The organism is Idiomarina sp. A28L, assembly GCF_000218785.1.
GTDB lineage: Bacteria > Pseudomonadota > Gammaproteobacteria > Enterobacterales > Alteromonadaceae > Aliidiomarina.
The window spans coordinates 1-26,086 of sequence record NZ_AFPO01000011.1 but is presented as its reverse complement, the minus strand read 5'-3'; the positions used below and the strand labels follow the sequence as shown (position 1 = coordinate 26,086).

At 44.5% G+C, this 26,086-nt stretch carries 21 protein-coding genes and 1 pseudogene; 7 read left to right on the top strand and 15 right to left on the bottom strand.

The window, feature by feature from the left end:
• Nucleotides 1–17: 17 nt before the first annotated feature.
• Together A28LD_RS03215 and ppiC are read right to left on the bottom strand one after the other, a co-directional pair.
• Nucleotides 18–953, bottom strand: a complete 936-nt coding sequence (locus A28LD_RS03215) for a M14 family metallopeptidase (RefSeq protein ID WP_007419628.1) — start codon at nt 951–953, stop codon at nt 18–20.
• 84 nt (nt 954–1,037) lie between these two features.
• Nucleotides 1,038–1,316 (bottom strand): peptidylprolyl isomerase PpiC, encoded by a 279-nt coding sequence (gene ppiC / locus A28LD_RS03210; protein ID WP_007419627.1) that lies wholly within the window; start codon nt 1,314–1,316, stop codon nt 1,038–1,040.
• A 246-nt stretch (nt 1,317–1,562) separates the two neighbouring features.
• On the opposite strand from ppiC, the gene A28LD_RS03205 reads away from it, so the two are divergent.
• Nucleotides 1,563–1,895 carry a YebG family protein gene (locus A28LD_RS03205; RefSeq protein WP_007419626.1) on the top strand — a complete coding sequence of 111 codons (333 nt, stop codon included), beginning with the start codon at nt 1,563–1,565 and terminating at the stop codon, nt 1,893–1,895.
• 20 nt (nt 1,896–1,915) lie between these two features.
• Here the strand turns inward: A28LD_RS03205 and A28LD_RS03200 are convergent, their stop codons facing one another.
• The 3 genes from A28LD_RS03200 to A28LD_RS03190 all read right to left on the bottom strand — a co-directional run bounded on the left by A28LD_RS03200 (nt 1,916) and on the right by A28LD_RS03190 (nt 3,227).
• The gene (locus tag A28LD_RS03200; RefSeq protein ID WP_007419625.1) at nt 1,916–2,323 is read right to left on the bottom strand and encodes a hypothetical protein; all 408 of its coding nucleotides are present in this window, start codon (nt 2,321–2,323) and stop codon (nt 1,916–1,918) included.
• On the bottom strand, nt 2,313–2,543 hold the full coding sequence (locus A28LD_RS03195) for a type II toxin-antitoxin system prevent-host-death family antitoxin (protein WP_007419624.1): 231 nt from the start codon (nt 2,541–2,543) through the stop codon (nt 2,313–2,315). Before A28LD_RS03195 ends, A28LD_RS03200 begins: the two co-directional genes overlap by 11 nt.
• Before the next feature lie 255 nt (nt 2,544–2,798).
• Nucleotides 2,799–3,227, bottom strand: a complete 429-nt coding sequence (locus A28LD_RS03190; protein ID WP_007419623.1) for an organic hydroperoxide resistance protein — start codon at nt 3,225–3,227, stop codon at nt 2,799–2,801.
• 301 nt (nt 3,228–3,528) lie between these two features.
• On the opposite strand from A28LD_RS03190, the gene A28LD_RS03185 reads away from it, so the two are divergent.
• Both A28LD_RS03185 and A28LD_RS03180 read left to right on the top strand, forming a co-directional pair.
• A complete protein-coding gene (locus A28LD_RS03185) occupies nt 3,529–4,503 on the top strand; it encodes an ATP-grasp domain-containing protein (protein ID WP_007419622.1) in 975 nt (324 codons plus the stop codon).
• A 153-nt stretch (nt 4,504–4,656) separates the two neighbouring features.
• Nucleotides 4,657–5,958 (top strand): GGDEF domain-containing protein, encoded by a 1,302-nt coding sequence (locus A28LD_RS03180; protein ID WP_007419621.1) that lies wholly within the window; start codon nt 4,657–4,659, stop codon nt 5,956–5,958.
• Between the two features lie 8 nt (nt 5,959–5,966).
• On the opposite strand, the gene A28LD_RS03175 is transcribed toward A28LD_RS03180, so the two are convergent.
• Nucleotides 5,967–6,860, bottom strand: coding sequence for a LysR family transcriptional regulator (locus tag A28LD_RS03175; protein WP_007419620.1), 894 nt, complete (start codon nt 6,858–6,860; stop codon nt 5,967–5,969).
• Nucleotides 6,861–7,015: 155 nt separating this feature from the next.
• Here A28LD_RS03175 and A28LD_RS03170 point away from each other — a divergent pair, with 155 nt between their 5' ends.
• Complete coding sequence (locus A28LD_RS03170) at nt 7,016–8,008, top strand: sodium-dependent bicarbonate transport family permease (protein WP_007419619.1); 993 nt, start codon at nt 7,016–7,018, stop codon at nt 8,006–8,008.
• A 122-nt stretch (nt 8,009–8,130) separates the two neighbouring features.
• Here A28LD_RS03170 and A28LD_RS03165 read toward each other — a convergent pair whose 3' ends face one another.
• On the bottom strand, nt 8,131–10,014 hold the full coding sequence (locus tag A28LD_RS03165; RefSeq protein ID WP_007419618.1) for a DUF885 domain-containing protein: 1,884 nt from the start codon (nt 10,012–10,014) through the stop codon (nt 8,131–8,133).
• Nucleotides 10,015–10,363: 349 nt separating this feature from the next.
• The gene (locus A28LD_RS03160; protein ID WP_007419617.1) at nt 10,364–10,624 is read right to left on the bottom strand and encodes a helix-turn-helix domain-containing protein; all 261 of its coding nucleotides are present in this window, start codon (nt 10,622–10,624) and stop codon (nt 10,364–10,366) included.
• Nucleotides 10,625–10,739: 115 nt separating this feature from the next.
• Here A28LD_RS03160 and A28LD_RS03155 point away from each other — a divergent pair, with 115 nt between their 5' ends.
• Nucleotides 10,740–12,134: a sensor domain-containing diguanylate cyclase gene (locus A28LD_RS03155; protein ID WP_007419616.1), complete on the top strand. Its 1,395-nt coding sequence runs from the start codon at nt 10,740–10,742 to the stop codon at nt 12,132–12,134.
• A 97-nt stretch (nt 12,135–12,231) separates the two neighbouring features.
• Here the strand turns inward: A28LD_RS03155 and A28LD_RS03150 are convergent, their stop codons facing one another.
• Nucleotides 12,232–12,921 carry an aspartate/glutamate racemase family protein gene (locus tag A28LD_RS03150; protein ID WP_007419615.1) on the bottom strand — a complete coding sequence of 230 codons (690 nt, stop codon included), beginning with the start codon at nt 12,919–12,921 and terminating at the stop codon, nt 12,232–12,234.
• Nucleotides 12,922–13,403: 482 nt separating this feature from the next.
• On the opposite strand from A28LD_RS03150, the gene A28LD_RS03140 reads away from it, so the two are divergent.
• Nucleotides 13,404–14,747, top strand: a complete 1,344-nt coding sequence (locus A28LD_RS03140; protein ID WP_007419613.1) for a hypothetical protein — start codon at nt 13,404–13,406, stop codon at nt 14,745–14,747.
• Nucleotides 14,748–14,764: 17 nt separating this feature from the next.
• Here the strand turns inward: A28LD_RS03140 and A28LD_RS03135 are convergent, their stop codons facing one another.
• From A28LD_RS03135 to A28LD_RS12310, 3 genes and pseudogenes are all read right to left on the bottom strand, one after another.
• A complete protein-coding gene (locus A28LD_RS03135) occupies nt 14,765–15,307 on the bottom strand; it encodes a hypothetical protein (protein WP_007419612.1) in 543 nt (180 codons plus the stop codon).
• A gap of 82 nt (nt 15,308–15,389) precedes the next feature.
• Nucleotides 15,390–16,850 (bottom strand): hypothetical protein, encoded by a 1,461-nt coding sequence (locus A28LD_RS03130; RefSeq protein WP_007419611.1) that lies wholly within the window; start codon nt 16,848–16,850, stop codon nt 15,390–15,392.
• 252 nt (nt 16,851–17,102) lie between these two features.
• Nucleotides 17,103–17,596 (bottom strand): annotated as a pseudogene (locus tag A28LD_RS12310) (tyrosine-type recombinase/integrase).
• Nucleotides 17,597–18,148: 552 nt separating this feature from the next.
• On the opposite strand from A28LD_RS12310, the gene A28LD_RS03120 reads away from it, so the two are divergent.
• Nucleotides 18,149–19,798: a hypothetical protein gene (locus tag A28LD_RS03120; RefSeq protein WP_007419610.1), complete on the top strand. Its 1,650-nt coding sequence runs from the start codon at nt 18,149–18,151 to the stop codon at nt 19,796–19,798.
• A 352-nt stretch (nt 19,799–20,150) separates the two neighbouring features.
• Here A28LD_RS03120 and A28LD_RS03115 read toward each other — a convergent pair whose 3' ends face one another.
• Genes A28LD_RS03115 through A28LD_RS03105 form a run of 3 tightly spaced genes read right to left on the bottom strand, consistent with a single transcriptional unit; the run spans nt 20,151 to nt 25,887 of the window.
• Nucleotides 20,151–23,132 carry a type I restriction endonuclease subunit R gene (locus A28LD_RS03115; protein WP_007419608.1) on the bottom strand — a complete coding sequence of 994 codons (2,982 nt, stop codon included), beginning with the start codon at nt 23,130–23,132 and terminating at the stop codon, nt 20,151–20,153.
• 27 nt (nt 23,133–23,159) lie between these two features.
• Nucleotides 23,160–24,341, bottom strand: coding sequence for a restriction endonuclease subunit S (locus A28LD_RS03110; protein ID WP_007419607.1), 1,182 nt, complete (start codon nt 24,339–24,341; stop codon nt 23,160–23,162).
• The gene (locus A28LD_RS03105; protein WP_007419606.1) at nt 24,331–25,887 is read right to left on the bottom strand and encodes a type I restriction-modification system subunit M; all 1,557 of its coding nucleotides are present in this window, start codon (nt 25,885–25,887) and stop codon (nt 24,331–24,333) included. Before A28LD_RS03105 ends, A28LD_RS03110 begins: the two co-directional genes overlap by 11 nt.
• Nucleotides 25,888–26,086: the final 199 nt, after the last annotated feature.

Genomic DNA, 26,086 nt, shown 5'->3' with positions numbered 1-26,086 from the left:
GCCCTTAGCTCACAGGCTTATTCAGCGTGCGCCGCCACATAATTTAAACCACCCACAACCGCAGCTACCTGAGCTAACACACACTCTTCTGGCGTGGCGTTAACACTATCTGGATAAACCTCGGTGGTTGTCACGTAATCGGCACTCGAAAGGCCCATACACAAACCGTATTTCTTGCCATCGTAATTAATAACACCAAACTGCGCCAAAGGAACCCCTATCAGTTTGCCATCATCATCGGCCTCAGCGATATGCGTTACTTTCGCTACCGAATCAAGCACTGCCTTTTGAAAAGCCGCTGCAGGGTGTTGGCTATCACCCACCAAGTAAAACCCATCTGGAATGTTCCAGTTATCATTTACAATGCCATCGCGGGCAGCAAGTGCCGGGCGAAACTCACTGTTATCGGTATCTGTAGTTTCATGCAAATCGATATGCATAGCGATCTTGCCTTCGATTTTCGCAACATACGCCATAATTTGTGCCGCCTCAGGCGCTGGGCTTGGCTGCAAAAACGAACGGTTTGGATCAGTAGTTTCAGGGTTCCAACGATTAATTGTTTCATAACCCCAAGGGCTAATACATGGCGCTACTAACACATTAAACTGCTTGGTGTAGTGCAACGCTTCCGTTTGCAAAAAACGTAATGCGCCATGCACACCGCTAGTTTCATAGCCATGCACACCACCGGTAACAATTACCGTTGGCTTATTCGCTTGCCAATTCTTCGATTTCAATAGCAACAACGGATAATCGGCAAAACCATGTTCCGCATACGCTAGCTCACCATACTGCTCAACATCAAAATCATTTGCCAGCGATTCAATCACCGCTACTACATCATCAAAATATGAGCGCTTTTGTGTTTGCTCATTCAACCAAGTGTTCTTTTCTTCGATACCCCAAGCAACGCCAGGTTTGCCAATAGAGTATGTGCTTGATTCTGTTGTCATGTTATTTCCTAAAGTTATGCTGCTTATTTCATGTGAGTACAGCAAATTCATTATCTAACTAATATGCAGTTAGCTTCTAAACCATTAGCTACGGTAAAGCGTTTTAATTAGATGAAAGCCAAACTGAGTTTTTACCGGGCCATGCACTTGCAAAATGGGCTTCTTAAAAACCACGTTATCGAATGCTTTCACCATTTGCCCTGGCCGAAACTCACCTAAATCGCCGCCTTTTTTACCTGAGGGGCAAATCGAATGCTTCTTCGCCAGCTCATGGAAATTCGCACCTTTGGCTAATTCTACTTTTAACCTTTCGGCTTCTTCTTTGGTTTTTACCAAAATATGTACCGCAGCTGCTTTCGCCATTCTGTTGCCCTATTATTCTCTGCTATTTTCTGTATCCGCGCGCAAGCTTTCTGCGCTGTAAAACCTCGGGCAGTATATCGCACAGCACTAGCCGTTGGAAAACCAATCAACAGGCTTTTATACAAGCGCTTAATTCCACTCGTAAAAGCCTAATTCTACATCGATCTATGCTTGCGATTATAACCAATTAACTGTATAAATAACCAGTATATTGAATTTATTAAACGCACCCCACGAGGAATCCCAATGGCTGTAATTACGCAATACGTAGTTGTACGCAACGGAGAAGAAAAAATGACTTTTACCAGCAAAGCCGAAGCCGATGCGCACGATAAAATGCTTGATATGGTTGATGAGTTAGTGCCGTTGCTAGAAAGTTGTGAAGCACTTAGCAGTGAACAACAGGTTGAAGATATGGCATTTTTCTTAGCCCGCGAGCGCGAGCAAGTATTGATAGCCTTGGGTGCTAAGAAACCCGCCAAGAAAAAAGCACCTAAGCCAGTAACTCCGGCTGCCAAGCCAGAACCAGCAGTGCCTGCGGCCAATCCAAAACCAGAAACCACCGAAGAAGCAAGCTAGGTTAGCTATGAGAACTTAATTTACATCAGTAAATTAAGTTCGAATAAAAGCTTCTGAATGCTTTGCCGAGAATCCATAACTAAGAGCAACTGCACTTCCTGCTCGTTATCAGTATCCTTTGGGCTATCGGCACTGCTATTGGCATTAATTACAGCATTCCTTACAGCATTCCTCACAACATAGAACACAAGGTTATGTTCATCGATAAGTAGTTGCCGGTATTCAGTTAAACCAAGTTGAAAAAGCCGCTCACTGATCGTGCCGCTAAAAGGATTCTGAGTAAGCTGCTCGGTTATTTTTAACTTAATGTTCTCACTTACCGAGTGTGCCACTTTCTCACCAAACTGCTCTGATAGAAAAGCACGTAAACGCTGGAGCGAACGCTTAAACACCGGCGAAGCAACAATCTTGTATTGGTTAGGCGCCATCTTGTTCAAACGCTTCATCAATACTAAGTTTTTCAGTAGTTAATGATTTCTCAGAAAGCTTCATTAACTTTAAAAGCGCTAATGTTTCCTGCTGGAAGGCATAATCGGCATAAGATTGAACTACAAAAGCAGGCTTCCCTTTTTTCGTAATCATCAATTCTTCCTGTAACTCCAAGCTATTGGCGTTCTCTTTCAGATAAGTAATTGTTTCGGTTTTCATAGTAAGCGTCCTTTCTCCTTAAGCCGCAACTTGTAAACAGTAACCTGCAAATAGCGGGCTTTAAAAAGCCTTTTAAAAGGTTCTTTAGTATAAGCTCAATAATTCAATTTCGCCACTGCTGAACCAAACCTTCTTTTTCAAAAAAAATCGATAAATAACAGGCACATAAAAAGCCGAACTACGCAGTATCATTTGGGCGTAGTTCGGCTTTAAGATTATGCAGCCGTTATTAAAACGGCGCATTGAAATAGGCTGTTAAACCACGTTCAGGCTTACATCAACATTGCCACGAGTGGCGTTGGAATATGGGCATACCTTATGCGCGGTTTCTACGAGTTTCTCGGCATCAGCACGATCCAAGCCCGGTAATGAAATATCCATCTTCACTGCAATACCAAAACCTTGCTCGATTGGGCCGAAGCTCACAGCCGCATCGATCTTAGCATCGTTCGGAACCTTAAGATTAAGCTTGTCCGATACCGCTTTCATCGCGCCCATAAAACAAGCAGAATAACCCGCCGCAAACAATTGCTCTGGGTTCGTGCCTTTGCCATCATCGCCACCCATTGCTTTCGGGGTAGATAACGATACTTTCAAACGCCCATCATCAGAGGCTGATTCACCAGTACGGCCGCCTTTAGTGGTTACTTTTGCGGTATAAACAACTTCTTTTAATTTATCCATTCTAGTCTCCTCGGTTGCAGGTGCCGTGCCCCTTTTCGCTAAATGCGTTCTAACCAACATTAGCCTATGGCGGCGCTCACCTGAATCATTACATGCCAAACAACTATAACAGGTACAGCGCCATTTGCCGATGTTCGGGCAGTAAAGTAATCGCTACAGATCCCTTAGAACCCCGGAATCTGATATATAACTTTTTCAATTTGATCCTATCCAGCGATTCGCGGTGTAATGCTCGCCATTAGTGCAAGAAGTTAATACTGAAATTAATGCATCATGTTAGTTGGCATAGGCAGGGGTTAAAATGCGCGAGATTGTTATTATTCATGAAAACGAAGAATGGTTGGTACCTTTACGCGCAGAATTTGCGAAGCGCGGCGTTACCGCACGCGAAATGTTTCTAGATACCGGCATAGTGCCATTCACCGAAGAGCCCGAAGATGCGGTTTACTACAACCGAATGAGTGCCTCTTCGCATACACGCGGCCACCGTTTCGCACCAGAGCTTACCCGTGCAGTGCTTACTTGGTTAGAAGGTTATCAGCGCACCGTAGTGAACAACACCGGCGTGCTCGCCCTTGAAGTATGCAAAATATCCCAGTATGCCGCACTCCAGCGGGCAGGTTTACAAGTTCCGAAAACCCACGCAGTAGTCGGTATGCAGCATGTTTTAGCGGCTGCCGAACAATTCAACCAATGGCCTCTGATTTTAAAACCGAACCGCGGCGGTAAAGGCCTTGGCGTGCAACGTTTCAATTCACTAGCTGAATTGCAAACCTATGTGGAACGAACGGACCACGAAGAACCGCTCGATGGTATTTGGCTGCTACAAGAATATATTCAGCCGAAAGAACCTTTCATTACTCGCGCCGAATTCATTGGCCGCAAGTTTTTATATACCGTGCAAGTAAATACCGAAGATGGCTTCGAGCTTTGCCCTGCCGATAATTGCAGTATTGAAGATAAGTTTTGCCCAACGGGAGCGGAGCCCAACCCGAGTGTAAGTGCGGGCACCAGCAGCGCCCCGGAAGCGCAAAAGTTTGCTATTACCGAGCGCTTTAATAACCACAACATCATCAGCCAGCTTGAAGGCTTCTTAAGCGAGAACGCCATTGATGTGGCCGGTATTGAATTCATTGAAAACGCCGAAGGCGAGCTATTTGTTTACGATGTGAATACCAATACCAACTACAACCAATCTGCCGAGCAACGTGCAGGTGTTGAACGCACCGGCATGGGTGCCCTTGCTGATTATTTGATTCGGGTAGCTTCAAACTGAAGCCTAAATTGGCAACTATGGTGTTATGCAGCTAAGGTGAAAGAAGGGTTAATTTCAGTATTATGTTGCGGCGTTGTGGCTGCCTTTTGATATTAATCAGCTAGTGATTAGTATTCACTCGGTAAAATAGAGCCTACCAACGAGGAATTCGGCGTGAGTAAACGCGTTAGCGAAAGCAAAAAGGCACTGAGCGATCCCAATAAAAACCTCAATGATGTTATTTCCGTAACGCCAGGCGTTATTTTTCAGCTTAGGCTCGATGCAAACGGCGAATTAAGTTTCCGATACGCTAGCCCAAAACTTATTGAAGATACTAATTGTGCCACCGCAATAGCCGCCGAAAGCGTGAAAGAGATTTTAAAACTAATCCACACCGATGATCTCGAATACGTAAAAGATTCAATTTTAACTGCCCACAAAAATTCACTTCCTTGGCAATGCGATTTCCGAATTCCTCACAATGATCAAAACAAATGGATAAGAGGAAAAGCAGATCTAGAGAAAGGAAGTGATAATTCCTCCCACTGGAATGGCGTGCTGCTAGATATCAGCGATTTAAAAGCCGCCCAGCTCAAACTTCAGGAATCAGAACAACGTTTACAAGAAGCGCAAACTCTGGCTTCTATCGGGCATTGGTATGCCAAAATTGAAACGGGCGAAGTGTATTGGTCTGATATTGTTTTTAAGATTTTCGGTTTAGAGCAAGCACATACCAGCCCTTCCATTGAGCTCATAAACCGCCACGTTCACCCCGATGATGTAAATATACTTAAGGAAGGTTTAGAGCAAGCAAAAGCTACCGGAAAGCTCGATATCGAATATAGAATAATTCGGCCCAACGGCACGATTGGTTGGGTGCATTCTCTGGGTGAAATTAATCATTTAAACGGAATATCGCACGGCACCATTCAAGATATTACGGAACAAAAAGCTGATGAGCTCGAACTTCAAGAGTTAGCCACCACCGATCCGCTTACAAAGCTTTATAATCGCCGCTTTTTCATTGAGCGCTCAGAAAGTGCCATTAAATTATGCAATAGATTAGAACGGCCATTATCGGTTGTTATGTTTGATCTCGATCGCTTCAAAGTAGTGAACGATACCTACGGCCACGCTACCGGCGATGTTGTATTAGAGGAAATATCCCGTGAAGTAAAGGCATCACTTCGCTCTGAAGATGTACTCGGGCGTATAGGTGGCGAAGAGTTTGCCATTACCATGCCCGATACAAACCTGATGCAAGGCGTTAAAGTAGCCGAGAAACTCCGTATGAAAATAGAACAAATGAAATTTAAGAGCTTAATTGATGATCAACCTTTTCAACTCACCTGCAGTTTTGGTGTTACCGAAAAGCAAACTGCAAAAGATATGCTGGAAAAGCTCCTTTCGCAGGCAGATAGTGCGCTTTACCTCGCCAAGCATAATGGCCGAAATCGCGTGGAAACGAAATTATAAAACCAAGATTAAATATTGGCAGTTAATGCCAACAGCCGAAACTTATCAATGATATTCGCGTTGCTGGAATCATTGCGGCTTACCATATACCACTGCCCCGGAAGCGGGAACCCTTCAATATCAACACGCGCAACGGCATCACTGCCATGATCAATAATATGTTCCGATAACACCGCCAAGCCCATTCCCGCAGCCACACTAATTCGAATAGCTTCGTTGCTCTCTATTTGTGTGGTGTGATTCAAATACAAACCTCGCCCTGCCAACCAAGTATCAAATACCATGCGCGTAGCCGAGCCCAATTCGCGCATTAAAAATGGTTCATCTACCAGCTGCTGAAAGCTTACGGGCGCACATTGCTGCACTGCCCAATGGTGAACGGGCGCAATAAGCTGCAAACGATTAGCCATAAATGGTTCAGCTTTTACCATGGAATCGCTCGGCGGATGGCTAAATATATAAATATCATCGGCATTGTTATTGTAGCGCTGCAAGGTGCTGCTGCGATTACCAATACTCAGCTCAACACCAATATCGGGATACTGCCGATTAAACCGCGCCACCAGCGGTGGAATTACATATTGAGCGGTATTCACCAACGCTATCTTCAAGGTGCCGCGATCGCCCTCACGAATCGCTGAAATTGCCTGCGTGCATTCGTGCATGCGCCGCATAATATCGCCACAAGCTCGATATAGGTGCTCACCCGCCAGTGTAGGTATCATCTGCCGGCCTTCTTGCTGCAACAACTCAGCACCACACACATCCTCTAACCGGCGAATTTGCGCCGAAATCGTAGGCTGGGTTAAATGCAGCTTGCGCGCTGCGGCCGAAATACTTTTTAGCTCCACAACGTGCTGAAACACTTCAAGTAGGCGGAAATTCAACTGGCGCAATTGCATAAACACTCCTGCATATTCGCTCTAAACGGTTAACTATAGATATTTATCTATAGTTTATAACGTAATCAATTATTTTTATATATAGATAGATTTTTGCATAATCCTGCCGCTGAATAAACATTGCAGTTCAAAACACTATAATTATAGGAGGAAGCATGCCAGATATCGTTGTCGCCTTTTTTGCGCTCGGGTTAATTGCAGGGTTAGTAAAATCTGATTTAAAAGTACCGGGGCAGATCTACGAGATACTCACCATTCTTTTAATGTTAAGTATCGGCATCAAAGGTGGCTTAGCGCTACATAGCGGCGGTGATAGCATTGTATGGAGCAATTTACTGCTGATCATGGCGCTTGGTTTTTTACTTCCCCCTATCCTTTTTCCAGTATTGCGCAAGCTTGTGCGCTTGCCCCGCGTTGATGCTATTAGCATTGCCGCCCATTATGGTTCTGTAAGTGCAGGTACCTTTGCGGTAGCTTGGGCATTGGCAGAAAGTTATCAACTGCCGCTAGCCGCCGATACCACGCTTTATTTGGTAATTCTTGAACTACCCGCCATTGTACTTATGCTAGCGTTTTATCACTGGCGCGCACAAAAAGAGGTGGCGGGTGCAGAAGGCACGTTGCAGGCGGCAAATACCCAGGCGAAAAATGCATCTTCTTCCGCCAGCATGGGCGCAATTTGGCACGAAGCACTCACCAGCCGAGGCGTTATTCTATTAATGGGTGGCGTTGCGATTGGTTGGTTGTATGGCCCAGCCGGGCTAGCTTCTATTGAAGGGTTGGTACTAAACGGGTTTTCTGCCCTGTTAGCGTTGTTCTTGCTCGAAATGGGTATCACCACCGCGCGAATTTGCCGGCCGTTTCCATTCAAACTATGGCGCTTAGTGCTATTCGCCGCCTTAGCGCCATTAGTGATGCTTTGGCCAGGTTTACTACTTGGCATATACCTAGAGCTGCCAACCGGCTCTATTTTAGTGCTCAGCGCCCTTACCGCCAGTGCTTCTTACATTGCCGCACCGGCCGCTATTCGCGCTGCAATTCCAAGCGCCGATATCGGCAAAGCCATGCTAGCCGCACTGGGCATTACTTTCCCGTTAAACGTGTTGGTGTATATTCCGGTGTTAGCCCTTCTGCTGGGCTCTTATTGAGCTTTGCAAATATTAATACCCAGCACTCGGTGCGCTGTTAGCTAGCAGCACAGCAATAAAAAAGCCAAGTTGCGCGAACAACTTGGCTTTTCGTTATTTGAAACAATTACGTAAACTATGAATTACATAGCAGCTTGCGTTTCGCTAATGTAATCATTCACAAATTGCTCGAGCACATTCAATGGCACTGGGCCACTTGCCAGCACTACATCGTGAAACTCGCGAATATCAAACGCATCGCCTAATTCGGCTTTCGCGTGTTCACGCAATTCCAAAATTTTAATCATGCCAATTTTGTAAGCCGTTGCTTGGCTTGGCATAACAATGTGGCGTTCAACCATTTTCACCGCATCGGCTTCCGCGTTTGGCGTATTGTTCACGTAGAACGCAATGCCCTCTTCGCGTGTCCAGCGCTTATCGTGAATACCGGTATCTACCACTAACCGCACCGCGCGCCATAATTCCATAGCCAAACGGCCGAAATCTGAGTATGGGTCTTCATAAAAGCCAATTTCTTTTGGTAATAGCTCAGTGTAAAGCCCCCAGCCTTCGGTGTAGGAGGTGTAACGGCCAAATTTACGGAAAGTTGGAATACCTTCGAGCTCTTGAGAAATGGCAATTTGCATGTGGTGCCCAGGAATACCCTCGTGATAAGCAAGCGCTTCCATTTGATAGGTTGGCATAGAGCCCATATCGTACAAGTTGGCGTAATAAACACCTGGGCGCGAACCATCCATAGAAGGTTGCTGATAAAACGCTTTACCGGCCGATTGCTCGCGGAAAGGTTCAACCGCTTTCACAATCATTTCAGCTTTCGGCTGAGTGATAAACAACTCATCGAGCCGCTCGCGCATAGCATCAATGTAAGCCGTAGCTTCATCTAAATAGCGCTGGCGGCCTTCATCGGTTGCCGGGTAAATGAAATCTTGGTTGTTGCGCATATATACGAAGAATTCTTGCAAAGTACCTGCAAACTCAACTTCTTCCATAATCACCCGCATTTCATTGTGAATGCGTGCCACTTCGCTTAAACCAATTTCGTGAATTTCATCAGATGTTAAATCTGTGGTGGTAGTGCGCTGCAAAGCATTGTTGTAAAACGCTTCGCCATTCGGGAACTTCCACGCACCATCGCGGGTATCGGCTTGCTCAGCAATATCTTCTACTACGCTAATTAAGTTTTCATAAGCCGGTTTTACCGATTCCAGCAACGCTTGCTCAGCCGCGGCCAACAAACTGTTTTTCTGGCTTTCATCGATATCAAGGTTCGCAACCTTGCCACTAAAATCAGCTAGCAAGGTGCTTGGTTCGCCGTTATCGAAAGGCGCACCCGAAATAATGTTGCGGCTATCGCTGATTACATACGGGTAAACAAATTTCGGCGCAATAATGCCTTTTTCAGCACGTAACTCTAGGTTATCGCCTAACTGAGAAAATAAAGTAGGTAAGGCATTTAAACGCGCAATATACGCTTCGGCATCGGCCACTTCGTCAATGCTGTGCTGGTTAATTAATAACGAAGCTACGCTCGAATGCATACCAAACATTTGGTTTACTGGGTAGTTATAGTGGCGCCATTGGAAATCAGCAATCGTTTCTTCTAAACCCTGCTTGGCAAGCAACCAACTAATACGCGTTTGCGCATCGAGCTTGTTTTCATCAATGGCCATCACTCGCTCGAGCTGTTCACGCTGAAAAGCTAAATCTTCATGGGCACGTTCTTCAGAAATATCATCCCATTTATCTTGATCGCGTTTGATACCCAAATACGATTGATACATAGGGCTGCGCATAGCCCGTTCCATAAACATATCTTCAAATAGTTCATTCGCTTTCGCCGATTCAGCTTCGATCTCAGCAGCTGATACCGCCGTTTGCGCTTGGCTTTCCGAAGCCGAGGCACTTGGCTGTGGCGCACTAGAATTTGAATTTGGGCCCACATCTGAGCAGCCGCTAGCAATTAAAACTAGCGAAACCGCCAGCACAATACGTTTATAAGCAAACATGAGAGTTCTCCTGTTGTTTGTGGTTTTTCTAAAATCTTTTTTAAAGTATTTTTTTAACCGATAACTCGAGATTAACACGGATACGCACACCATGTAGCGCACACATACAAAATCGCGTTAGATCTGCACAATATTGCATATAACTTTTTCAATTTGCTCAAGCTTGATTAGTGCGCTGTAATAGCCGCCTTTACTAGCCGCAGAGCAACGCGCGCAAGTTGAGCGCACCGGCATGGGTGCATTAGCTGATTATTTAATAGAATTGGCTTCGAGGTAATATTCCTTGGGTTAAAGCCGCTTATTGTGAAGTGAGCGGTTTTGAGCAGAATTGGTGAAACGATATTTTTGTTTACACCTTGTGAGAGCGCAAAGACAACTCAAATCCGCAAGCATCCGCATATTTAAGCAAAGTAGACCAACTCGGGTTGGTGCTTCCTGTTTCCAAACGGCTTACATTGCTCTTCTTAGTTTGCATTTTGTCAGCAACTTGCTCTTGCGTTAACCCAGCACTTGCTCTCATGGAAAGGAGCTGATCAATTAACTTAAATTCACTTTCTAACTGCTCATACTCGGATTTAGCCGCCGGCCAATCACTTTCCGCATAAAACAAGCTCCCCTTCCTTGAGTTATAGTGTTCTCACGCAATTTCCGTTACTATCAGCCATCAATAACCATTTAATAATCCACACGCTAAATAGTACGCTCGTCTTGGAACCAAAACTAATATGACAGCGACATCAAGTTCGGCGAAATATGCACGCTTTATCCGCGCCCTCAGCAAAGGCTATGCGGCGTTTCTTTTGTTTGCTCTAGCCATAATTCCCGCTTTTGCCATTGCTTATTTAGTAATCTTTCAGAATCCAGAGTTGTTATTCGAGCATCATAGCTTTCATGAACTTGCCATTGGTATTTCGCTGCTGCAAGGCGCGTTCATCGCCTACGTTACCTACCAGTGTTACCTGCGCACCAAAGAACCCTTTTTGTGCTGGCTTACCCTCGCCTTTTTGGGTTTTACCCTAATTTATGCTTGGCACGGCGTATTCACCCGCTTCGCAGATAACCATATGATGCTCTTTATTCTATTTGGGCCCGCATCGCGCTTCGTAATGGCCTGCTGTTTGTTCATTGGTTTGCTCTCGTATGGCCGCGCAAATCAACAACAGCGCGCCACCAAAACCAACAAATTTTGGTGGCGCTCAATTGGCGTATTTATTGGCATTAGCGTTATTGTGTTCCTGCTAGCATTATCAAATTGGGCTCATTTATCACGGTGGCTGCTGGAATTAGCCGCCATGGGCATCATGCTAACCTGCGCATTCATCATTATTCTGCGCCGAATTCCCTCACCCTTAATCACCGTATACGCAATCGCCGTTGTGTACTTCGCGCTATCCTCCCTCGCTTTTATGTTAAGCGGGGTATGGAATCACCTGTGGTGGCTCGCTCACGGTATATTCGCAATAGGCTTTATGGCACTTAGCTACAGCGTTATACAAGGCTATCTCACCACTGGCTCGTTCTCTCGGGTATACAGCCAGGCCCAGCTTTTCGAGCAGTTACACGCAGAAAAGGAGCGCACCAACGAAGCCTTGCTAGAACTCCAGCGCGCCCACAAAAAACTCGAAATTATCGCCGCAACCGATTCGCTAACCGGTTGCGCCAATCGCAGAGGCTTTGAAACACAAAGCTTGGTAGAAATATCTCGCGCCGAACGCAGTGGCACTCCGCTATCGTTTCTTACTCTCGATCTCGACCACTTCAAACAGATCAACGATGAATATGGCCACAGCATTGGCGATACCGTGTTGAAAGAATTCGTTAAGTTAATTCAGAAAACCTTGCGCCCAACCGATGTGCTTGGCCGCATAGGTGGAGAAGAGTTTGCTTTACTATTACCAAACACATCATTCGAGAACGCAATGAGCATGGCCGAACGCTTACGCCAGTTAGTACAAGATGAAGTGTTCGTAATCGAAGCAACACCAATACAACTCACCATAAGCCTAGGCATTGCCCAGTATGGCCCCGACGGTGAAACCCATGAATCGCTATTCAAAGCAGCTGATAGCCGCATGTATAGCGCCAAAGATTTAGGCCGTAATCGGGTGGTTTCGGGTTAGTTTCCGGGGTGCTTTGGAAGGTGTTTCGGAAGGTGTTTCGCAAAAATATAAACCGCTCGGTTTGAAGTGAGCGGTTTTGATTAGCCCAAGGTTTTAATCAGGCCAGAGCTTTAACCACCGCTGCCTCCGCGTGCAGTGCGGCGGTATCAAATAGCGGAATTGCAGCATCGCCATCTTGCAGCAGCATTCCAATTTCGGTACAGCCCAAAATTACGCCTTCCGCGCCACGCGCTGCAAGGCCCGCGATGATCTCAAGGTAGGCTTGCTTTGATACATCTAAAAATTGCCCTTGGCAAAGTTCATGATAAATAATCCGATGCACAAACTCCCGCTCTTCGGGCTCTGGAATAACCACTTCAATGCCGTGCGCCTGTAACCGCGCCCGATAAAACCCTTGCTCCATAGTAAATTGCGTACCTAACAGCCCTACTCGCTTAATGCTGCGTGCCTTCAGCGCTGCCGCAGTAACATCAATGATGTGCAACAACGGCACAGAAACCGCCGCAGCTACCTCATCGGCAATTTTGTGCATGGTATTAGTGCCAATCAGAATGAAATCCGCACCGGCTCGCTCAAGCGCTTGCGCCGCATCGCAGAGAATATCCGCCGTAGCCTGCCAATCACCCGCATGCTGCAACTCAGCAATTTCCGCAAAATCGACACTCACCAACACCACCTTCGCCGAATGATGCCCACCCAAACGCTGCTTCACGTTTTCATTCAACAGCCGGTAATACACCTGCGTAGATTCCCAGCTCATACCGCCAATAAGGCCAATGGTTTTCATGATTAAACAATTCCCCGTATTTCAGTATGTGGTGTTTTCGACACTATATACTGGGCTGCTCTTAGCACCAATATTATTCAACTACAGCATTTATAACGCTGCGCCTGAGCTTGACATTGTTTAGAAAACAACCACACTGATATCTCATTAGGTAAGCAACGGTAATGGAGTACTCTGATATGGCATACTTCTATGTAAATGATAACCCGCAATCAACGGGTGAGCATGAAGTGCACCAAACTGGCTGCGTGAGGCTTGCAAAGGTAAAAAGCAAAACAGGTTTAGGACAGCACCAAAGTTGCCACGAAGCGTTAAAAGCGGCAGCTCATATTTACAAAAATGTAGACGGCTGCGCAACCTGTTCGCCTGATTGCCATCATCGATGATTTAACATCGCCTGAGCACTCGGGTGTGTTACCTGAAATTTGCCTTAAGTTACATTGAGTGATACAAAATATTAACATTACTCAGAGGATAACTTAATGTCAGTTTTGAACGTAGAAAAGGAATTAACCCGCGCTCGACTTCTTCCTTCCAATAATATTAAAAATGCCGAGGCTAGGCTAACATCAATCACGTTGGCGGTATTTCAATCGATACCAGAGTTCGCGCAAAGAATGTTAAATACAGTGGGAGTTCGAGTTGGCCTGAGATCATCGGTACGTTCATATATAGAACCTGAATTAAATCGCAATAGAAAAACAAACAAATCAGAAAATCGACCTGATGGCCTTATTGTTCATCAAAATGGAAAAAACCTTTGGTTAGCAGTTATTGAAGCGAAAATAAATAACGCAGAAATCAAAGCAGACCAAGTTAAACGATACATTCAATTGGCAACAGCAAGTACCTTACCTATCGACGCTATTATTACGATATCAAATCAATTCGTGGCAGTACCTTCGCACCACCCCTTGAAGTCCTTACTCGATAAACGCCGAAAAATTAAACTGTACCATTGGTCTTGGACAAATATTGAAACCCAAGCAGTGCTGTTGCTAGAAGACCCCGATTTTGAACAAAGAGAGAAGCGATATATCCTTCGCGAATTTATTCATTTCCTACAGTCAGAGAGCACTGGGGTTACAAAATTTAACTCAATGCACAAAGATTGGGCTGAAATGATCAAGCAAGCTCGCACCGAGGGAGTTAAAATCCCCAAGAATGAAGTTACTGAGAATGCCGTAGGCTCTTGGCATCAAGAGTGCCGTGATATCGTTTTAATGTTAGCTCGAGAGCTTAAACAGCCTGTTACACTTCAACTTCGTCGTGATCATATTAATGATCCAAGTAAACGCTTGGATGACGATATTAAACTACTCATTGAGAAATCGACATTAATAGCAAATATTAACGTTCACCACGCAGCTTCAGATATCTGTATCACTGCAAACGTGCAATCAAAGGTTGTTACACTTTCAATGAACTTAAAAGCTCCACAAGATATTCCAACCTACAAAGGGCGTATCGGCTGGCTTACTCGGCAATTAAAAGAACAGCATGATAAACCAATTGATGTTTATATTTATGGTAAACGTAAAACGCAAATGCTCTGCGAGAGATTGAGTGAAATTTTAGATAAAGATAACCATGATTTCTGGGGAGAAGCTAAGAAGCTTGAGCCCAGTCGCTTTGAAGTGAAATGGCAAGCTGACTTCTCAAAGGAGTTTTCGCAATCTCGCGGCTTTATCGTAAAGCTCGAAGAGTTAATGCTAATGTTTTACAAATCAGTTGGGGAAAATCTTCAGCAATACCAGCCTGCGCCTCCTCGAATTAAGAAAGCTGATGTTGAATTGAATAGCGAGGAAGATTTAACCGAGGAGTAACTTGTGAGGCGTTTGCGTCACTTAGACTTAGATATGGACTCTGGTTCTGTATATTTTTCTAGAAGCTCTGGCTGTTTCTGCGCTACGCGAAAGAAATACTCCGCCAGCTTACCTTTCAGACTTCGCAGAAAGATCTCAAGCTCCTGTAATTCGCGTTCCTCTAAATGAAGCCCTTCATTGAACTGAAAATGGGGGAAATTGAACTCCCCGTCCATTACAGGAAATGACGTAGACCTAAAATGCATTTCCTCTTCGGCGGAGTGCGCGACAATTTTCCGTCTGAGGTCAAGAATCTTTGCAACTAATCCTTTCTCGTCCTCTGACAAGGTTATACCCAGAGCCCGCAGGCCAATAGTCGTCCCACTTCTAGTGGTTTCAAATGGGCGTGCCATAGAAACGATCAGTGTCGACTCATAGCAACGGAAACGGCGTAGGCTAACTACGTCGTAATTACGAGTGAAATCACAGTCCTCGAGGAGAAACGTAAGAGCTGATAATGCTTGCTGAAAGTCCCAGGTCGAATATATGGCTCGTATTAACTGTTGCTCGGTAATCTTCACAATGAATGCCTAACGTTGCCGCTCACAGGCAAAATTGCGAGCGCTAGCGAGTAATTTTGTCCGTGTGCAGCGGATTGTTAGATTATTTCGCATTTGAGCCTGATGGCTTATTTGATGCTTGAGCATCTATTAGCACGAGTTCTTTACCCTCTTTAAGTCCAAGTCCCTTCATGATCTTTAAGGTCTTGGCTAACTCCGAGTCACTAAAATACAAGATTACTTTGATTGATTTCTTTGTTTGATTTGCTGCCTTGTAAACTTCCACCTGCTTTTCTAGATTTTGTTTGAGCTTAGAATTACTAGCCAGCTTAAACTCGACCAACGTTGAATCTTTCGAGCCTCGTGATATTTTGTAATCAACAGGCCCCCTACCATTATTGACCTCAGCATTCACATCGTCTTCCGAGGCATACCATGTTAAACGAAACATCAGCTGCAGGTCAGACTCACGTTTTATAGGCTCACCCTTCATGTAGAAAACGCGATAACCATCGTTGTTTTCAATAACCTGCTTGAGATAAAGAACTCGCTTGTACGCTTCTTCATGAGTATCATCAGGTGTTGCGTAGAACGCACTATCGTCGCGCAAATCCTCAACAAGCTCTGAAACCTGAGAGATAAATACCGCTTCAGTCTCACGTATCTTTTGGCTGCTTATTGATGAAGCTTTGTCGCTTGTGTTTTCTTTGAGCCGTATGTAGTAGTCAATAAGTTCAGGGAATTTACGGAGCGTCTTCGCAATAGCTTCATTTATTTCTCTTCGCTTGGCGTCTTCAGGTATTCTTCTTAGAAAATATTCATTGATTTGGGCACGTAGTTCTAAATTAGGCATTGATTCCAAAATATCATCAAAATCACCAATGATGTCGTGCTTGTTTATCCATGCGTCGTCCTTTGTAAGGATGTCTTTTGGAGTTAATAATACATAGTCACCATCGATATACGGCAGCTTATATCGCTTCCCAAGCCATCTTCTTGTCCTATAGTCAAACTCGGCATGAGAAACCATTACTGATTTGACGCGTGATTGATCGATATGCTTTTGGGCAAATGTTTCTGTGTACTCACAAAGAAAGCCTTTGATTAAATTGGTAGTAAAATCGCTTACATTGTCTTTGCCTACGCCATCTTTTACCAAGCATAGTTTTTCCAGGTGGCTACCACTGGTAACCTGTTCTGTACCAAAATCAGTAAATATTGTGGATAAATTGTTATTTAGTGCGGTCGCGAATTTTGCGCCAAGTCCAGAACCGCTGTTACCGACTTTACTAAAACCAAGCCAATTTTGCTTAACCTCTGGAAATAGAAACCAGTGCCTTAGGAGGCCTTTAGATATTGTTCCTGACTCCGACATCTTTCGCAGAAACGTAATGTAATTAATTATCTTTTCATGAAGCGCTTGATACTCTGGCTTGTCGCTGCTGAATAAAAGAAATGGGTCAATGAAAACAGGAAGGTCGTTGATAAGTGATACATTGAATGCACCGTAATCTTCCAAATCATTGGGGGACACATCAAACCAATCCGAGAAATATACGTTCAAGCGAACCCTCCTTGTAATCTAACATTTGAATACTAAGCATGCGCAATGTATTTGAGGCACGAAACCAAGCGTTAGGGAGATAAATACTGAGGATTTCATGAACGACTCCCTGTGTTCGTGCAGCACAATCTGTGCGTGCTTGTTTCCATTCGCAAGTATGCTTGTTATTTATTTTATACAGTAAACCATAAACGGCTTCCCGCCATTAGGCAAGTTGATAATGTGCCACGATGAGTAGAGATACGCGGCGGGTTACGGCATACCTTTTATTCTGTCTAACGGGCTTATCGTTCCGGCGTAGTGTTGGCCAAATACATGAGTATATATTGGGGTAGTTTTAACATCGTTGTGACCGAGCAGTTCTTGCACGGTACGTATATCACAGCCGTTTTGCAGTAGATGCGTGGCAAATGAGTGCTTAAACGTATGGCAATTTACTTTCTTATGAATGCCAACTGCTAACACAGCTGGCTTAAAATGCTCTGCCGGTCTTTATTGCCCTTGCCACCAGAGATTGTGACCGCACAGGTTTTCAAGCAAACATCTTGTACGCGCAGGGATAGGCAATCATTTACCCTTAAGCCGCCACCATACAATATTTCAACTATGATTCTGTTTCGCCCATTCAGGCGATTTAATATCTTTAAGACTTCTTCAGGCGTCAACACAATTCGGAGACGGCGCTGCTTTTGGGCTAGCTTAAAGTTCAGCTCACCGAGCTCTTGTTTTAACACTTTGTGATACATGAAAACTAGAGCGTTCAGGGCCACTTTTGGTTATTGACGGCAACATAGCGTTCATATGCGAGCCAAGATAGAAATGACCTGGTCAGCCCCCATCTCGTGGGGGTGGGTGAAATTATGGAGGCGAATGTATTGGCGAATCTAGTACAGATAAGATTTCTCAGTGCCCAGGGGATTGCCGCACAAGCGCATTTCAGAGCGCAACATCTCCATGAAAGGGCTTTGAGTTATTGGTTAACATCCGTTGTTTGTCATCCATTACAATAAATTAGCTCACATTTCCCCGACCAGAATGCTCACTTTGCTAGGCAATGGCGCATATTATCGGCTTGATGATTGATTTGAAGCAGGCTAAAGTCAAACTATTGAACATAAAAAGCGCGGCAAAAATATCGCTATAAGAGCGACGAACAGGCATGCACGATTTGTGCGCAGATAACGCAGGGAGCGTATTATGAAAGACCCAGTATCTACAAGCCCCTCCTTTGAATTTCCACCTTCAATACACCGCGCATGCTTAGTATTTAAATGTTATGCCCCCTTGAGAGGTAATGCGTGAACTTAGATAGCCTGATAACAGTTGCGGGTTTGTTTGTCGCAGTTTATGCAATTATTCCTAGGGTAAGACGGTTAGAGATCTCTCTTCGATTTGGAAAGGTTGGCTGGGCAATACTATTAATCTCCGTGGCGTCTATTCTGTATTTGCAGTTTTACCAAACATTTAGATCCTTGGGCCTTACGCCAAGCTTAAATCTCTCTAGATGGTCAATCACGCCTTCTAATGCTTCATTTTTAATAATCCTGCTAATGTCCCTGACTTTATTCGTTTACCTGCGTTTTAGACGGCTCTCTAGATCTAACATTGTTAAATTCAGGGAATATGTTTTTGAGCTTTCACGTGAGAAAAAATACTCAGAGCTATTTTCGTTGATTGAGAGAAATATCAACCATGTTGCACGTATATATAACGGGCGCTTCGTACTCTCAAGACTCCAAGCCTATCTTCAACGGCGCTCAAGAGACTATCCAGATATTCGATCGTTGATTTCTGAGTTAGGGGGTTCTCCCAACGAACGTGAGCCTATGGGGCGTGATATAATCCATACAGTTCTAAGGAAGTGCTCTGGGCTGTTGGCTCGAGTACTTCCCACCTATGAAAGAGAAAAGGAAGTCGCAACGGAAATTGTGCATGAGGTTTTGATAAACAGAAACACCGTCAAAGCGATTTCTGAAGTAAGGCCGTATTTCGCGTTGCAAATATTCCCTTATGAATTTTACGAGAATAATGAATTTGTAGATACGTACCTAAGATACTTGGCAGAAGACACAAAAAGCGTTTTGTACCATGAGTTGCGCAACAATCAGAACTTGGCGGGCCGAGATCGTTATGCCCTCCCTAAAAGAAACCGGCTCCTCAATTACTTATTCGAAGATTGCAAGGTTGCTGAAAGATACGGGGTATATAAGCCTATTGGGGAATTTGTTATCTCCCATCTAGATGAGTTATACAGTAGTTCCTTACCTGACCCATATAATGAACCTATGGGTGATTTTTTTGAGGAGGGCCAGTGGGATTCAAAACTTATGGTAGGAATTAGATTTTTCGATATCATGGTTACAAGCGCTTTGTACCAGAACATACAATGGCATATGTGGCTCTATTACTTTACGCACTTTGTTGAGCGTATATTAAGAAATTTAGATCCCAACGAGAAACTTGTCGACTTTCATGCTGAGTGGCCTACTAAATACCATTATGCACTGTATGAAATAACCTCTTGTCTTTGTAAGTGGGCTTCTGCTGTTGGCCATCTTCCGTTGGATCAAGACAACGTTGCACTAGAAACGACATCGGCACACCACGAAAATGGGAACATACCTAAAAGTAGCATGTTGGCACTTGGTCAGATAGCCAAGCAAATACTGATGACTGATGCACTTTCTGGCAGGTTCAAAAAATACATAACAGATATCGTATATCGACGATACTTCGAGTTGCGAAAAGATGCCGCAACACAGCCTTACGCAGATGCATTGATGAACTCCATTCAGTGTGGTGGATTTAGCATGGGCAAAACATCTTATGAATACGCTCAATATCTTCTTGATGCATTTGAAGAGTTTGATCGTATTCCATATGACCTTGATCTATCTGACGAGTTAAGAAGAAGATTGCAAGAGAATGTTGATAGCTCTCAGGCATAACAAAGCGCTGCTGTCGGACAAATTATCCGCTGCGCTCCAAATTTGCCGCAGAGCGCGGCGTTACATTTCATGCAGTGTTAACCGTAAAAATTCGGACAGAATAAATGAGCATAAATGACGGTGAGTTAAAGAAGCTTTTCTACTCTAGTATCAACTCTGAGTTTAATAAATGCCTTGAGCGCAGTATCGGGTACGAAAATAAAGCTATAAAAGCACATTCTGTCCAAAATTCGAATGTCTTAGACCTAGTTTGCGAAGATGACCATATAAATTCAAATCAAACTTAAAGTAGGCGGAGATGCCCAGCCGGAGCCCGAATACAAGCTTGTAGACTAACGCAATCGTAGGCCCCCTATCCCTCAGAACTCTCATACACCGAAGCTAATTTTTCCATTTTCTCACGCATTTGCTCTGCAACAGCTTTCCGCGCAATAATGCTTGGCTTCACAGATAAGATGGCTAACAGCTCTTTGATGTCCGGTAGCCTACCCCGATAGATATACTCATCGTAAAGTTTCTTAAATCCCTCGGCATCAGCATGAAGTTCATCGCAGGCTGCTGCCATAGCCTCAGCTCTTTTCTCGTTAACAAAAGTATTGAACTGCTTTTTAACGAACCCTTCTACCTTATCGTCTGATTCGGTTTTTAGTTTCGGTAGCTTGATGTCGATAAAATCTTGGAACAGCTGTTTTTTATGCCTTAGCTCTGGATCGGTTTGTAGCACACTCAAAATCATATCGCGGGTGAGCTCGTAGTTTTTCTGGTTGCTGCCGCCTTCTTTTAGCTTCTCAATTAGCTGCAGAATATAGGTTACGTTCACCTCATCGCGCTTAATCAGGTCAATTTCAAAATCGAAATCAAAGCCCACTTGATATTCTTCTGCCTCTTCTGCCAGTTCTTTGTCCTGCGCATCAGCAAGTGGTTTTTTCTTCCTCAGCTCGCGCTGTACCGCTTCCATCTCTTCACGCTTATCAAGGTATTTACTTTGATAATCAAGCAAGGTTTGCTCATCGATATCCAGCATACTGCTATCGAGATCTGCATGAAATTCGCTGAACGTTTTTAGGGTGTTTTGCATGCGCAGAACATCACGGAATTTAGCCAAGAAATTGAGTTGCTCTTCTTCTTGGAACAACTCATCAACGGCATCTGGTGTTGCCGCAATCGCTTTTAGTTGCGCAACCTCTTCTCTGAACGAATCCACCAAATCTGGGTATGGCTGCATGATAACGGTGCTAATCACCTCTTCCACACCGCCGGCTTTTGCATCACGATTGGCAAAGATAGATAGCGCTTCATCGGTGGCATCTTTCAAGCGCCGATAACACACGATATTGCCATGTGATTTCTTTGCATCATAAATGCGGTTGGTGCGCGAAAATGCTTGAATAAGGCCGTGGTGTCGTAGGTTTTTATCCACATACAGTGTGTTCAAGGGTGGGCTATCGAAGCCCGTTAAGAACATGTTTACAACCAGCAACATGTCCACTTCTTTGCGCCGAACACGCTGGGAAATATCTTGGTAATACTCATAGAAAGATTTACTGTCGGTAGCATCGAATGAGGTTGCATAAAGGCTATTGTAATCACCAATACAGCCTTTTAAAAACTCCATGCGGCTAGCATCAACATTGCGCCCTGTTACCGAGGGTACAGTGGTTTCTTCTAAACCTGTGAACTCCTCCGAATCATCAGGGCCGCTGCTGAAAATAGTGGCGATACGCAGTTTTTCATCATCAGGCAATTCGGCCTGTAGCCGTTTAAATGATAGGTAGTACTCTCGCAGCAAATCCACACTGCTCACGCACAGCATTGCTGTGTATTCGCGGCTGAAAGTTTTCGAAGGGTGCAGTGCAAGAATATCACTCGCCACTTTATTTACTCGCTGCGGTGAATTAATGAACGATTTATGATTCAGCTGTTCGTCATTTAATGCGTTGGCTGGCACAGCGCTACCATCGCTCATTTCAACCACATCGGATGGCTTCACCATGTCTCGGTATTCAACCGAGAACCGCAGCACGTTGCGATCATGAATGGCATCAGTAATCACATACTTGTGCAGGGCTTCACCAAACAAATCGCGAGTAGTTTTATTGCCAAACTTGGTTTTCACTGTGTTGGCATCAAATATCGGTGTGCCAGTGAAGCCGAACATTTGCCGGTTATTGAAAAAATCACAGATACGCTGATGCGTATCACCAAATTGGCTGCGATGGCATTCATCAAAAATAAAGACCACCTTTTTATCTGCCACTGCTTTGCATCGGTTTTTAAACTGCTCTCTTGATATTGCGGCATTGAGCTTTTGAATCGTGGTAACTATCAGCTTACTGGCCGTATCGTTTAATTGCTCAACCAGTTTTTTCGTGTTCTCTGTGGTATCCACACTGTCGGCACTAAACGCATTAAATTCGCGAGCCGTTTGATAATCAAGGTCTCGGCGATCTACTACGAACAACACTTTATCCACATTCGAATCTTGGCTAAGAATCTGGCTCGCCTTGAATGATGTAAGCGTTTTACCTGAACCGGTGGTATGCCATATGTAGCCATCGCCACGGCCATAGCCAACGCGCTCCAGAATACGTTCAACCGCATAATATTGGTATGGCCTAAGAATCATCAGATTACGAGAGGTTTCGTGTAGCACGATGTACCGAGCAATCATCTTCGAGAGGTGGCAGCGCTCCATGAAGGTTTCGGCAAACGCATCCAGCCGGTTCACCCGTTGATTATCAATATCGGACCACTCAAAGGTGAATTGGTAGTTCAGCTTTTGGTTGTTGGAAAAGTAACGCGTGTTTACCCCGTTACTGATAATAAACAACTGAATAAAGCCAAATAGGCCGCTGTTGTTTTCGTAAGATTTGCTGCGATAGCGATCGATTTGATCAAAGGCCGAGCGCATATCGCCACCTCTGGTTTTCAGTTCAATCTGAACCAAAGGTAAGCCATTCATTAAGATGGTCACATCATAACGGCTATGGTCAACTGCCGAGCGGTTAGTTACTTGGCGGGCAACTTGGAAACGATTCTGGCACCAGTGCTTTACGGAAAAAAGCTCGATGTACTTGGGGATACCATCCGCGCCGATTACATCAATACGACCCCGCAACATTCGCGCTTTATCGAAAACATCACCTTTTTTTAGCTTGTCTTTGATTTGCTCAAACTCGTCACTGGTGAGCTGGATACGGTTGTGTTTTTCCAACTGAACTTTGAGATTTTTCACCAAATCTGCTTCGTTGCACTTTTCCACTCGCTCATAGCCCATGCGCTCTAGCTGCTCAACGAGTTTCTTTTCCATTTCCAATTCGCTTTCGGTGCTCATGTTTTCGAGGTCCTTATCGTCATTCACTTAAGCCGCATCGCCTACCTGAACCCGCCGCTTGCCGGTGAGCAGCTGCTGCATAAGAGCTTTCTTTTCTTGCTTGAGATGGCTGATACGCTTGTGTAGGGCGTCGATTTCTTGGTCAGCGGTGGTGAGTACGTTGGCGATGGCTTTTTGTTCATCCACAGCAGGTATTGTTATCTTAAGACTCTTAATATCCTTACTATTTACAGACTCAAATGTACTTCCCTGAGACAAACTAGACCATCGTGGTTCATACCAGAGCATCCATTGATACAAGTAGTTTTGATTGTTACCATTTTTTGCTCTGATTGAACAGATTCCTCGACCAATACATGCTTCATGTCCTGATATAGCAACACTTCCTACAGGAGCCCTGACACTTAATAAAATATCATTAGGTGAGCAAGTTTTAGTTATTTCAGATGTGAAAATTCTAGGGCTTGATTTTCTATACTTGATGTCAGCATTACCTTGAATTACCGGAAGGCCACCTCCATATTCGTTATAACTTTCAGATTTAGGTGATGTTCCCATTGTCATATCAGCTATATTACTTAGCTCATTATCTATGAATTTTCTTTCAAACCCAGGCAACCGTTTCTTGCCGGTCAAGAGTTGCTGCATCAAGGCTTTTTTGCGCTGTTGACTGTTCTCAAGCAGTCGCTCGCTGGCTGAAATCGCGTTGTCCCATGTGCTCAGAATCTGGGCGATCTTTTTTTGTTCGGGGAGAGGCGGGACTTTGACTGGAAGTTCTACAAGCTTCTCACGCGTCAAATGAGCGATACTAGTACGGCTTGTATAATCATCTAATAACTTTGATCCTGCAATAGAAGCCATGTAAGCCTGAAAATACTCAGGTAAAATATCGCCCTTAGTTCTCAGACGATGAAGTGCTTTTTGGTAGTAACACGGAAAATCAGTTCCTAGCCAAATTGCGCACCTACCTACTTCACCTCCTTCACACAATATGATGTCACCACTTTTCAAACCAAACTTCTCTTGTTCTCGCTCTGAAAAATACATGGTATTCAATCTGCTAGTATCAAAAGAGCCCCAACGAACATTAAAGTTGGTAAGATACTTTAATTGTGGTTCCTTTTCTTTTGCTGCTTTGTTAAGCATTTTTCCGAGCTGCACATCGAAAAGCACCCCAACTACTTGAAGCTTCCACCCCTCAGGCAACATAACCCAACTCCTTCAGATAACCCTTCATCTGCTCATTTAGTTGTGCAATCTCGGCTTCTATATCTGCGCGTTCTAACTGAACGGCCATCAGGTCGATTTCTTCTTCCTCTTCAAAGGTATCCACGTAGCGCGGAATGTTGAGGTTGTAATCGTTTTCCTTGATTTCATCGAGGGTAGCGAGGTAGCTATACTTATCAATGAGTGTGCGGTTTTCTAGAGTGTGAATAATCTTATCGACATCTTGATTACGGAGGGTGTTCTGGTTCTTACCGGGTGCAAAATCGCGGCTAGCATCGATAAACAGCACGTGTTCACTGTCTTCCCTACATTTCTTGAACACCAGCACAGCCGCTGGTATGCCAGTACCAAAAAAGAGGTTAGACGGTAAGCCAATCACTGCATCCAGAGCGTTCATCTCAGCAATCATGTGCTTGCGAATATGACCTTCGCTACTACCACGGAACAACACCCCATGCGGGACAACCACCGCTGCGGTGCCATTTTCATCTAACTGGAACAGCATGTGCTGAATAAACGCCATATCGGCTTTAGTTCTGGGTGCCAGTTTGCCGTATGAAGAATAGCGATCATCACTCAGAAATAAAGGATTAGCGGACCAATCTAAACTGAACGGTGGATTGGCGACGATGGCCTCAAAGCGCTGTTCAATATGCTGCGGGCGCTCTAGTGTGCAATCTTGTTTGATATCAAAATCTTTATAATGCACCCCATGCAAAATCATGTTCATGCGGGCTAAGTTAAACGTGGTGCGGTTGTATTCTTGGCCATAGAAACGACCCACGGTTTTCACCTGCTTGGCAACACGCAACAGCAGTGAACCGGAACCACAGGTTGGATCGTAAACAGATTTCAGTTCATCTTTACCCAGTGATACGGCACGCGCAAGGATCTCTGAAACGCGTTGTGGGGTATAGAACTCCCCTGCTTTCTTACCGGCATCGGAGGCGAAGTTGCTGATTAAGTACTCATAGCTATCACCGAGAACATCCGCCTCGGTATCATCGATCATAAAATCAATGGCATCCAAACGCACCAAGATCTCTTTAATCACCTTATTGCGGTCTTCAACGGTTTTGCCGAGTTTGGTGGAGTTTAAATCGAGATCTTCGAACAAATGAATGAAATCAGCCTCTGATTCTTGGCCACGGGTGCTGTTTTCAATATCACTTAACACACTCTGTAAATCAGATAAAATGAACGCATTGGCATCTTGTTGCATGCGCTCAGCCACGCTCATAAACAATTGGTTTGGCATCAGGTGATAACCTAAGGTATCAATCGCCTCTTCCCGAATTGCCGCAATAATTTCCGCATGCTCTGGGTTCGTTTCCTCTAACAACGCGTAATCTAACCCATCTTGTGATAACGCCTCTTGCGCTATGCTATACAGGCGCTCGGATAGAAACTTATAAAAGATAAAGCCAAGAATATAATCCCTAAAATCATCCGCTGCCATGCGGCCCCTAAGCAGGTTACATATTGCCCACAGCTGTTGCTGCAATATGCGCTTCTGTTCTTCTGACATCGTGGTGTCCTTTTTTGTGCTTACTGAAAATTAATGTTCTTCAATTGAAACGGCTACTGCGTTCATTTTTGGTACTGTAGTTTTGCCGTTTTGCTTATTAGGTTCGTATTTTAATTTATCGGCCTTGAGTAACACAAAGTCCTCAACCATAAGTTCCAATCTGGAACATATGCATTTTTCGCATATTGCTTTAATGGTG